Source organism: Vibrio sp. 10N.261.55.A10, from assembly GCF_041470825.1.
In the GTDB taxonomy this organism is placed as follows: Bacteria; Pseudomonadota; Gammaproteobacteria; order Enterobacterales; family Vibrionaceae; genus Vibrio; species Vibrio crassostreae_C.
In genome coordinates this window covers 1-10,048 of sequence record NZ_JBFRNC010000039.1, presented here as the reverse complement: position 1 = coordinate 10,048, position 10,048 = coordinate 1, and the positions used below count along the sequence as shown (strand labels likewise).

Annotated in this window: 7 protein-coding genes; 3 read left to right on the top strand and 4 right to left on the bottom strand. The window is 43.6% G+C overall.

Annotated features, from left to right (window positions below; genetic code table 11):
• Positions 1 to 74 precede the first annotated feature (74 nt).
• Together AB4274_RS12890 and AB4274_RS12885 are read right to left on the bottom strand one after the other, a co-directional pair.
• Positions 75 to 1,268 (bottom strand): acetate/propionate family kinase, encoded by a 1,194-nt coding sequence (locus AB4274_RS12890; RefSeq protein WP_372055964.1) that lies wholly within the window; start codon positions 1,266 to 1,268, stop codon positions 75 to 77.
• 743 nt (positions 1,269 to 2,011) lie between these two features.
• On the bottom strand, positions 2,012 to 4,081 hold the full coding sequence (locus tag AB4274_RS12885; protein ID WP_080582207.1) for a DEAD/DEAH box helicase: 2,070 nt from the start codon (positions 4,079 to 4,081) through the stop codon (positions 2,012 to 2,014).
• A gap of 309 nt (positions 4,082 to 4,390) precedes the next feature.
• On the opposite strand from AB4274_RS12885, the gene rnb reads away from it, so the two are divergent.
• Positions 4,391 to 6,397, top strand: coding sequence for an exoribonuclease II (gene rnb / locus AB4274_RS12880; protein WP_371722077.1), 2,007 nt, complete (start codon positions 4,391 to 4,393; stop codon positions 6,395 to 6,397).
• Positions 6,398 to 6,585: 188 nt separating this feature from the next.
• Positions 6,586 to 7,416, top strand: coding sequence for an AraC family transcriptional regulator (locus AB4274_RS12875; RefSeq protein ID WP_017064362.1), 831 nt, complete (start codon positions 6,586 to 6,588; stop codon positions 7,414 to 7,416).
• A 184-nt stretch (positions 7,417 to 7,600) separates the two neighbouring features.
• Here the strand turns inward: AB4274_RS12875 and AB4274_RS12870 are convergent, their stop codons facing one another.
• Complete coding sequence (locus AB4274_RS12870; protein WP_017068411.1) at positions 7,601 to 7,963, bottom strand: DUF3024 domain-containing protein; 363 nt, start codon at positions 7,961 to 7,963, stop codon at positions 7,601 to 7,603.
• 253 nt (positions 7,964 to 8,216) lie between these two features.
• Here AB4274_RS12870 and AB4274_RS12865 point away from each other — a divergent pair, with 253 nt between their 5' ends.
• Positions 8,217 to 9,032 carry a phosphate ABC transporter substrate-binding protein gene (locus tag AB4274_RS12865; protein WP_017064361.1) on the top strand — a complete coding sequence of 272 codons (816 nt, stop codon included), beginning with the start codon at positions 8,217 to 8,219 and terminating at the stop codon, positions 9,030 to 9,032.
• A 76-nt stretch (positions 9,033 to 9,108) separates the two neighbouring features.
• On the opposite strand, the gene AB4274_RS12860 is transcribed toward AB4274_RS12865, so the two are convergent.
• Positions 9,109 to 9,795 carry a MaoC family dehydratase gene (locus tag AB4274_RS12860; protein ID WP_372074988.1) on the bottom strand — a complete coding sequence of 229 codons (687 nt, stop codon included), beginning with the start codon at positions 9,793 to 9,795 and terminating at the stop codon, positions 9,109 to 9,111.
• Positions 9,796 to 10,048: the final 253 nt, after the last annotated feature.

Below are 10,048 nucleotides of genomic sequence, written 5' to 3'. Positions count from 1 at the left end.
CGATGGTCTATCCAACATATAAGATCAAAAAAGCGAGCACTAAGCTCGCTTTTAACTATCTGTTTTTGAAAAAATTACAGCAGTTCAACCGACTGCTGGGCGATCACGAATTCTTCGTTGGTTGGGATAACCATTGCTAATGCGTTTAGCATTTCAGACTTACCGATGATGCCTTCAGCACCAAAGCGAGCAGATTCGTTACCTGCTACATCTTCAACGAAACCTAGAATCTTAAGGTTGTTTAGGATTTCACGACGAATTGGTAGAGAGTTCTCACCGATACCACCAGTGAAGATGATGCCGTCTAAAGAATCTAGCGTTGCAAGGTAAGAAGCAATGTATTTTGATACGCGGTAAGTAAACACCTCAAACGCAAGCTTAGCGCCTTCATGGCCCTCTTCCATTGCTTCTAAGATGCCACGAGCATCGCTCGTAAGACCAGACACGCCAAGGAAGCCAGACTCCTTGTTTAGAGAGTTAAATACTTGCTCTTGTGACCAGCCTTTCTTAAGTAGGTATTCGATGATGCCTGGGTCTAGGTCACCACAACGTGTGCCCATCATTAGGCCAGAAAGTGGTGTGAAGCCCATTGAAGTATCAACACTGTTACCGTCTTTGATTGCACATACAGATGCGCCATTACCTAGGTGAACAGAGATAAAGCTAGATTTTTCGATAGGCTTGTTAACCATCTTCGCAGCTTCACGGCTAACGAAGTAGTGGCTCGTACCGTGGAAACCGTAACGACGTACGCCGAAGTCTGTGTATAGCTCTTTTGCGATTGCACCAGTGAATGCACGTTGTGGCATTGTTTGGTGGAAAGCCGTATCAAATACAGCAAATTGAGGTAGAGAAGGGAAAGCTTCAATCGCAGCACGAATGCCGACAGCACCTGCAGGGTTATGAAGTGGAGCTAGGTCAGATAGGCTTTCAATTTCGTTCGTTACTTCTTCAGTAATACGAACGGTTTGAGTGAACTTCTCACCACCGTGAACGATACGGTGACCGATAGCCACGATATCAGCAGTGAAGCCTAGATCTTCCATCAGGCCAACCAATTTGCCAATGGCAATTTTGTGGTGGTTATCTTCGCCTTGAATGGCAATTTCAGTTTTCTCGCCTTGATATTTCCAGCTCATACGAGCATCTTCAAGACCAAAACACTCCCCTAGGCCACTTAATACTGCTTCACCAGAAACAGAATCGATTACAGCAAATTTTAGGGATGAACTACCCGAGTTAATAACCAGAACAAACGAATTAGACATTGGATATGGATCCTGTTTCAGTACGAATTGGATGAAGTGTTTACTTCAATTTTAGTTAAGTCCATTATTCAATAATTTTTGAATCTTTCAACTTTTGTTTTGAAAAAATCACTAAATGAACACAATTAAGTTGATCTTGGTCATTAAATTATTTATTTCGAGAGCGAAATTAAAAAATAGTTGAATAAGAAAATTAATGAACAGGTGACGCAAACGAGTGCTCACGTTATTTTTAACTTGATTCAGTTAATTAAAGCGACTCGAACAAATGCAGGTGATCCGCTTAAAAAACAACCACCCTTCCCTTTCGTCTGCTTATCATTACCGATAACTTTTTGCTCGATTTCTCAATTGCTCAGTGTTTGCATCAAAAAGCTCACTGAAGTTGAGAATAGTGATCTGATCTTATTTTGATTGCCTTCGAGCACAACTCTACGAATAGATGCACTGTAACGACGCTTAGATAGCCTTCACTCTTTGTTTTAGCATCTTGTAGCACGTTCTTTTGGTATGGGCTTAGAACGCGATACAGCTAAGTTTTGGCACTAACATTCGTTCTAGGCGCGATGCTTAGTTTCATGGACGAAGCATAGTTACAGGAACGAAGCTTGATTAAAGTAAGTTAGCTACGAATATCGAGCCAACAAAAGCTTAAGTTCAAATAGCAGGCACAAAAAAGCCGAGCATTACGCTCGGCTTTTAAATTCAGTGTCTAGACCTAAAGCGTCTAAGCGACAGGTTGATTAACCTTCGTTGCGCTCTGGACGACGACCACGGTTACCACCGCCATTGCCGTTACCATGGCCACGTTCGCCACGGAAGTTACCACGGTGATCGCCACCACGGTTACGGTCGAAACGACGTTCGCCATCACGTCCGCCAGCAGAGTTACCATCGCGAGCACCATCACGGTTGCCACGGTATCCACCACGACCGCCTTCACGGTTACCACCTTCGCGGTTGCCGCCTTCACGGTTACCACGGTAGCCGCCACCATCACGACCGCCACGGTTGCCACCACGGTTGCCATCACGACCGCCGCCGCCACGACGAGGCTCACGGAAGTCATTGAAATCAACAACTACAGCGCCAGCTTCTTTTTGACGAATGCGAAGTTTGCTTAGCTTACCAGCAGTTTCAGAGTTCATTGCTTTTGGCAGTTGAACGTAAGTAGAACCTTGGTCTAGCTTGATAGCACCGATAGAACCTTTAGTTAGGCCAAGTTCGTTTGCTAGTGCGCCAACGATGTCTTTAACCTGAACGCCTTGCTCACGGCCAACTTGTAGTTGGTAAGTATCCCAATCTTGAGTATTGAAGTTGCGACCACCACCGTCACGGCCGTTGTCACGATCTTCACGACGCTCTTTGCGACGGTTCTTATCACGCTCAATAGCAGCGATCATTGGGTCTTCGCCAACGTAGAATAGTGGGCTCTTACCTTGCTGACGCTTAAGAAGCATTGCAGCTAGAGTAGCAGCATCAACTTCTAGAGACTCTTGAAGAGTAGAGATAAGACCTGCAAAGTTTTCTAGTGCTTTGCTTTCTTTCTCAGTTTCAAGTTCAGCGCCAAGCTTAGCAACACGTGCAGCAGCAACTTGGTCACGTAGAGGAAGTTGAATTTCTTCCATTTGAGACTTAGTTACGCGCTCGATTGTGCGAAGCATGCGAATTTGGTTAGTGCGAACTAGTAGGATCGCTTTACCTTTACGTCCAGCACGGCCAGTACGACCAATACGGTGGATGTAAGATTCAACATCGAATGGGATGTCGTAGTTGAATACGTGAGTGATACGTGGAACATCAAGACCACGAGCTACAACGTCAGTTGCAACTAGGATGTCGATCACACCTTGTTTGATGTGATCAACAGTACGCTCACGTAGAGACTGAGGAATATCACCGTGCAGTGCAGCAGCTTTGAAGCCACGTGCAGATAGCCAATCAGCTAGACGCTCAGTGTCTTGACGAGTACGTACGAATACGATTGACGCGTCAGTTTCTTCAGTTTCTAGAAGACGAGACATTGCTTCGTCTTTTTCTACGCCTTTAACAACCCAGAAGTTCTGCGCTACTTTATCAACTGTGTGGTTAGTACCAGCAACGTCAACTTTAGCCGGGTTACGTAGGTAACGGTCAACAATAGTCTTAACCATTGGAGGCATAGTTGCAGAGAAAAGTACACGTTGTGCAGATTCTGGAGCTTGCTCTAGGATCCAAGTAACGTCATCTACGAAGCCCATTTTCAGCATTTCATCTGCTTCATCAAGAACAAATGTGTGTGCTTCATCTAGGTGTAGACGGTCACGAGTTAGTAAGTCTTTAACACGACCTGGAGTACCAACAACAATGTGAGCACCGCGGCTTAGAGCACGCATTTGGTCAACAATTGAAGCACCACCGTAGATTTCAATAACTTTAAGACCTTTGATATCACGGCCAAGGTTTTTGATTTCCGCAGCAACTTGAATCGCTAGCTCACGAGTAGGAGCCATGATGATTGCTTGTGGTTTGTGTTGGTTCAGGTTGATTTTGTTAAGTAAAGGCAGAGAGAATGCTGCTGTTTTACCAGTACCAGTCTGTGCTTTACCTAGTGCGTCACGGCCTTCAAGAAGAAGAGGAATAGCTGCTGCTTGGATTGGAGTCGGAGAAACGAAACCCATGCTATCAAGAGCTGAAAGAATGTTATCGTTTAGGGCTAATTCATTAAATTGAATTACAGATTCGGACATTGGGATCCCACTATATATAAGTAAACAAAAGGTCCCGGGAGCTCTATCAATTCCAATACTGATCCAATCAGATACTGATTCCATTCAGAGTTACGAAGCAGTAATAAAACACTTCAAGCCATTAGGGACGTCTAAGGGAGGCGGATTATTCCCTAAATGCATAAAAAAATCCAGAAAAAATTGAAATACATCACATATTTTTCGCTTTTACATCAATACTGGTTATCATATCGTCAAAACTTGATGAATATCTCGTCACAGCACCCATCTCCTAGCAAATTGACCTAGTTAAATAAGAGGGCAATTAATTAACGCTCACTTCGCCTTTAAGTAGTAATCAAGCCTCGCAATGATTATAGTGTGCTCAATTGTCCTCGATAGATAAAAGTCAAAATGTTTCAAGATAATCCTCTACTCGCTCAGCTCAAGCAGCAAATCCAAGAAACCCTCCCTAAAAAGGAAGGTACCATCAAAGCCACTGAAAAAGGTTTTGGTTTTCTCGAAGTTGATAGCAAAACAAGCTTCTTTATCCCGCCTCCGTACATGAAGAAATGTGTGCACGGTGACAAGGTGATTGCCATCATTCGCACAGAGAAAGAGCGCGAAGTAGCAGAGCCTGAGGAATTGGTTGAACAAGGTCTTACTCGCTTTATTGCACGAGTTAAGCTTTTCAAAGGCCGATTGAACGTTGTTCCTGATCACCCGCAGCTCAAAAAACTGCAACTTAAAGCGAAAGCAATGAAGGGTCTAAACCCTGAAACGCTTAAAGAAGGTGACTGGGTTGTTGCTCATATCGTTCAACACCCATTAAAAGGTGACAATGGTTTCTTGGCTCAGATCTCTGAGAAAATCACAGACGCTGACGACAAGATTGCACCTTGGTGGGTAACGCTGGCACAAAACGATCTACCAAACAGCGAGCCTGAAGGCATCGACAACTGGCTAATCAACGATGACGCCGATCTTGAACGTGTAGACATGACGCACGTCCCTTTTGTGACTATCGATGGCGAAAGCACAAAAGATATGGATGACGCGCTTTACGCGAAGAAGAAAGAGAACGGTGATTTTGAACTGACTATCGCAATTGCTGATCCAACGGCTTACATCTCTCCAGATGATGCGATGGATAAAGTGGCACGCGAGCGCGGTTTCACTATCTACCTTCCTGGTCGCAACATCCCAATGTTGCCTCGTGATCTTGCTGACAACCTATGTTCACTGATCGAGAACGAAGTTCGTCCTGCACTTTGCTGCACAGTAACGGTATCTAAAGGTGGCGTTATCGGTGATGACATTAACTTCTTCGCTGCAAACATCAAATCTCATGCTCGTCTTGCTTACGACAACGTATCAGACTGGCTAGAAACAGGTGCATCAGAGAAATGGCAACCATCAGAAGAGATTGCTGCAATTGTTTCTGATCTTCACCAATTTGCTCAAGCACGTTCAGCATGGCGCTCAGCAAACGCTGTTGTGTTCCCAGATCGCCCTGACTACCGCTTTGAACTGAGCGAAGATAACGATGTTGTCGCTATCCACGCTGACATGCGTCGTAGCGCAAACAAGCTGGTTGAAGAATCAATGATCAGCGCGAACATCTGTGCGGGCCGAGTACTAAAAGAGAGCTTCAACCAAGGTGTGTTTAACTGCCATTCTGGTTTCAAGGCTGAGAAAATCTCCGACGTTCTTGAACTGGTAAACCCGCAAGCGGAAACGCCGTTCACTGAAGAGCAAATCATTTCTCTAGAAGGTTTTGCTACTCTACGTCGTTGGTTAGGTTCTTTAGATAACAGCTACTACGACAACCGTATTCGTAAATTCCAAGCGTATAGCGAGATCAGCAATGAGCCTGCACCGCACTACGCGATGGGATTAGATATTTACGCAACTTGGACTTCTCCAATTCGTAAATATGGCGACATGATTAACCACCGTATGCTTAAAGCACACATCTTAGGTAAAGCGCCAATTCAAACACCAGATGAAACTATCGGTGATGAACTTGCCCTGCACCGCCGTCACCACGGCATGGCTGAGCGTAATGTTGGCGATTGGTTGTATGCTCGCACTCTAGCCAATGCTCCAGCAGAAGAAACTCGTTTCCAAGCTGAGATTTTCGATATTAACCGTGCAGGTATGCGTGTACGTTTACTTGAAAATGGTGCTGCTGCATTTATCCCTGGATCTCTCATTCTTAATAATAAAGAAAGAATAGAGTGCAACGGTGATATGGGTACTGTATCTATCGATAAAGAAATGGTATACAAACTGGGAGACGTTTTAGAAGTAGTTCTCTCTGAAGTTAATCAGGAAAACCGTAACTTAGTAGCAAAACCTACTCAAGTATTTGCGGACTTGCCTAGCGAGCCTGAAACGACAAACGAAACCGAAGCTTAAAGGCGTTAACAGCTACAGCTTTCAAGGTTTCGGCTTTCAAGGTCAAAGCTATCAAGGTCAAAAGCTTCAAAGGTTCACTTCTAAAGGCGCTAATTATTAGCGCCTTTTTTGTAAATGTCTCATGCTTAAACAATACTTAAAAAAAACAATCAATAAGCAATCAATTTACAACGTCAAAGAAGCTCACTATGTCATCAATCACAGTTACTCAGTTCAGAAACTTCATTCCCAGGAGACGAGAACGTTATCCTGCCTCTAAAAACGGTATCTTTATAGTGTCGAAAGGCAGCATTTCTTTTGTGTTGCCCAATGGTACTCAAGCCTCGTTGCAAGCGGGAGATTTCACCCTTTACAATTCTGGTCAGATTAAAGACATCACGGTTAACACTGAAAATGGCGAATTCAGCGCAACCTGCTTAGATTTTGATTTGGCTATCTTTCAAAAGTTCATTAATCAGTTCAGCGATTTAGAGTCCGCTCGAATCCCAGACAAGTACATTAAGTTCAATCAAACGGATACTGAGCTCTGTCAGTTGAAAGATCTCATCATGTCACTGGCCAACTCTTCTTCTCAGAATGACTACGCACTCACTCAATTAGGCTTAAGTTTGCTGTCTTTGATGGTGGAACAGTACCCAGCTCTATTGGCTATTATTGCTCGAGCTTCAAGGTTAACCGTGACCCAAAGAGTCATTCATTACATCGAGCAAAACATTGAAAACAATATCTCTTTGGATACGCTCGCCAGTTACATGGGAATGTCACCGGCTACGCTTAAACGTCGCTTATCGGCTGAAGATCTGTCGTTCTCAAACTTATTAAAGATAAAACGTATTGCTCATGCAGCCACTCAGCTAAGAACATCGGATAAGTCGATCACTCAAATCGCGTATGAGTCAGGCTTTAAAAGTGCCGCTCACTTCAGCACGGCCTTTAAAACGTATCACGGAAAAACACCAAAAGACTTCCGATCGCTAGTGGCACAAGCACAACTGCAGAGCGTAAAGCCGCAAGTTTAAAGAAACAAAGCGATAGATTGATGTGGACGTCTTAGTTGGGAACTGGTGTAAACCAAGTGGCTTCAATATTAAGCCACTTGGGTGTGGGATGAGATGATTTGGCTTTGGGATTCAGTGGTTGAGTTTTGATACTCATTGATTCAGCTTTGCGAGCAGGCCACCAGCAAACGTGAAAACAGAGTGACTATGACCAGAAGTACGATTTAGGGTCTTTTTCTATTTCCGCCAAAATAGCATCAAGATCCTTCGATTTAGGAAGGTACGGATACGGCCCCCAATTCACAGAGTCGGTTTCGACATCCCCTTCAAGCGGCACCATCACTAACCAACAAGACAGCGACTCATCAAAAGTCACGCAGACGATCTCGTTTGTATAATCACTGTGAGATGAGTCGAGTAGATAATGCGCCTGAGAAAACAGCACACCACCCTCACACTCTTCATATAGGGATTTGCCTAGCTCGACAGGTAAACTTCGATTTCGAGATATACAGAGCCTCTCGGCCCCAATTAAAAGACGATTCAGCTCGATATGAATGACGGACATAACACCCCTTGTAACTTCATAGAAACTTCTAAGTAGTGAATTCCTCTACTTAGCTTAGGACTCAACAAACATTTTAGCGAACAAGCGTAATCAAAATACCTGCCCTGCTCCCAGAAACGAATCTTGCTTTCGGAAACCCAGAAAGCTACGACTCATCAAGCGAACAGCTATACATCGAGAGTATGGAATTTCACAAAAGTGTCATATAACCGACCTATCATATGCGACAAATGTTATTAACTAGGAGTTGTTTATGTTACGAGTCGCGCTTGCCTCTCTTTTATCCTTAGCCCTGTCTTCTCATGCTGCTTTAGCACAAGAAACCACTATTTCGGGCTCCACTTCAGTATCACGAGTGATGGATGTATTAGCTGAGGAGTACAACAAGACTCACCCTGATAACTATATTGCGGTTCAGGGCATTGGTTCTACAGCAGGTATTACCATGGTTAATAAAGGTGTCTCTGACATCGGTATGAGCTCGCGTTATTTAACCGACCGCGAACAAGACGAGAAGTTGAAGGTATTTCCAATTGCCTTTGACGGCCTAGCTGTAGTAACTAACCGCTCAAACGCTGTAAGCAACGTTACACGTGAGCAGCTGTTCGATATCTACAAAGGCAAAATCACGAACTGGAAAGCTGTGGGTGGCGCAGATCAGCCTATCGCAGTTGTCACTCGCGAAGCGTCTTCTGGCTCACGCTATAGCTTCGAAAGCTTGCTTGGTTTAACGAAGATCATTAATGACCGTCTAGTGTCTGACATCAACCCAAATAACTTGGTTGTAAACAGCAACAGCATGGTTAAAACGATTGTTAACCATAACCCACACGCGATTGGTTTTATCTCTGTTGGTTCAATCGACCGTTCGATTAAAGCAATTACATTTGAAGGCGTAGAGCCAACATCTAAGAACATTGCTAACCACAGCTATGAATTGGCTCGCCCATTCTTGTTGCTGCACAAGACAGACTCAGTTTCTGACGAGAGCAAAGACTTCATCAAGTTCGTGAAGTCAAAGCAAGGGCAAGACCTTATCGAAGAGTATGGCTACACTCGCATTAAATAAGTGAGTGAGTTTTATCTTATGAAAAAAAAGAGAGAGCATTAAGCTCTCTCTTTTTTTTGGAATCTATATGGTTCGTTTAGAAGTGAAGTTGAATCACTGAAACGATCACAGCGCCAGGACGACGAATACCTTCGATTTCGACGCGAATTTCGCGTTCAATCTCTAGGCCTTTCTTAATTGGCGTTACTTTTGTTAGCGTACTTTTAGCACGAACATTACTGCCCGATTTAACAGGGTATGGGAAACGTACTTGGTTAAGACCAATGTTTACGACCATCTTCGCTGTTGGGAATTGAGACTTGTCAGGGTCAACACTGTCAGTCAATCGAGGAAGCAGAGATAAAGTTAAAAAACCATGTGCGATGGTTGTTTTGAACGGAGAGTCTGTTTCCGCTTTTTCAGGCTCAGTGTGAATCCACTGCATATCTTCAGTAACAAGGCCGAACTGGTTAATACGGTCTTGACTTACATTGATCCAGTCGCCAGTATGGATGACTTCACCGATCTGTTGATTAAGCTCATCAAACACAAGTTGTGCTTCTGGCTTAAGTACGATCGGCTGTTCCACCGGCATCTCTGGTGCATCTTCATTGACAGCAGGTTTGTGGTGATCACGAACCCACGCAAAGAAATGTCTATTTTGCGTACGATTAAGAAAGTCGCCCCAGTAATCTCTAAGAGCTGGAGACATCCATTGCATAAACTCTGAGTGTTGCGAAGACATGCTATCGCCTCGGAGTTTAAATAAATCAATGACTTTCATAAGAACCTCAATGCACAAAAAATTTCAATATAACTTCGTAATTTTGAAACACTTCACACTATTGTGCAAATGTTTTCGAGCATACAACCGTTAGCTGAACCTTGTTAAAATCATATTAAACATATACTTACCAATAAAACATCATTTTATTACAAAACCCAAATTAGAGTGTTAGCTCTATCACATGACAAACATTTGTTTATATAAAAGGCGTTTTTATTCATAAGTGGAATAAAAAAAGGTTCATCGCGGC

Excerpts from the sequence above, each read along its gene's own strand:
- AB4274_RS12890 (WP_372055964.1), bottom strand. The coding sequence starts at position 1,268 with ATGTCTAATTCGTTTGTTCTGGTTATTAACTCGGGTAGTTCATCCCTA.
- AB4274_RS12885 (WP_080582207.1), bottom strand. The coding sequence starts at position 4,081 with ATGGAATCAGTATCTGATTGGATCAGTATTGGAATTGATAGAGCTCCC.
- rnb (WP_371722077.1), top strand. The coding sequence starts at position 4,391 with ATGTTTCAAGATAATCCTCTACTCGCTCAGCTCAAGCAGCAAATCCAA.
- AB4274_RS12875 (WP_017064362.1), top strand. The coding sequence starts at position 6,586 with ATGTCATCAATCACAGTTACTCAGTTCAGAAACTTCATTCCCAGGAGA.
- AB4274_RS12870 (WP_017068411.1), bottom strand. The coding sequence starts at position 7,963 with ATGTCCGTCATTCATATCGAGCTGAATCGTCTTTTAATTGGGGCCGAG.
- AB4274_RS12865 (WP_017064361.1), top strand. The coding sequence starts at position 8,217 with ATGTTACGAGTCGCGCTTGCCTCTCTTTTATCCTTAGCCCTGTCTTCT.
- AB4274_RS12860 (WP_372074988.1), bottom strand. The coding sequence starts at position 9,795 with ATGAAAGTCATTGATTTATTTAAACTCCGAGGCGATAGCATGTCTTCG.